A 246-nucleotide genomic window follows, 5' to 3' on the forward strand; every position below is an offset into this window, starting at 1 on the left:
AGGACTCTACAATTCTCAAGTCCGCTACAGCGAAGCGGAACCTTTGTATTTGCAAGCTTTACAATTGAGAAAAAGACTGCTGGGAGAAGACCATCCGGATGTTGCCCAAAGTTTGAATTATCTGGCAGGACTCTACAATTCTCAAGTCCGCTACAGCGAAGCGGAACCTTTGTATTTGCAAGCTTTACAATTGAGAAAAAGACTGCTGGGAGAAGACCATCCGGATGTTGCCCAAAGTTTGAATTA

At 43.9% G+C, this 246-nt stretch carries 1 protein-coding gene; it reads left to right on the forward strand.

Annotated features, from left to right (window positions below):
• Nucleotides 1-246, forward strand: a 246-nt coding sequence (locus tag MiSe_RS50480; protein ID WP_226595155.1) for a tetratricopeptide repeat protein, incomplete at both ends; no start/stop codon positions are given.

The organism is Microseira wollei NIES-4236 (assembly GCF_020521235.1).
Taxonomy (GTDB): Bacteria; Cyanobacteriota; Cyanobacteriia; order Cyanobacteriales; family Aerosakkonemataceae; genus Microseira; species Microseira wollei.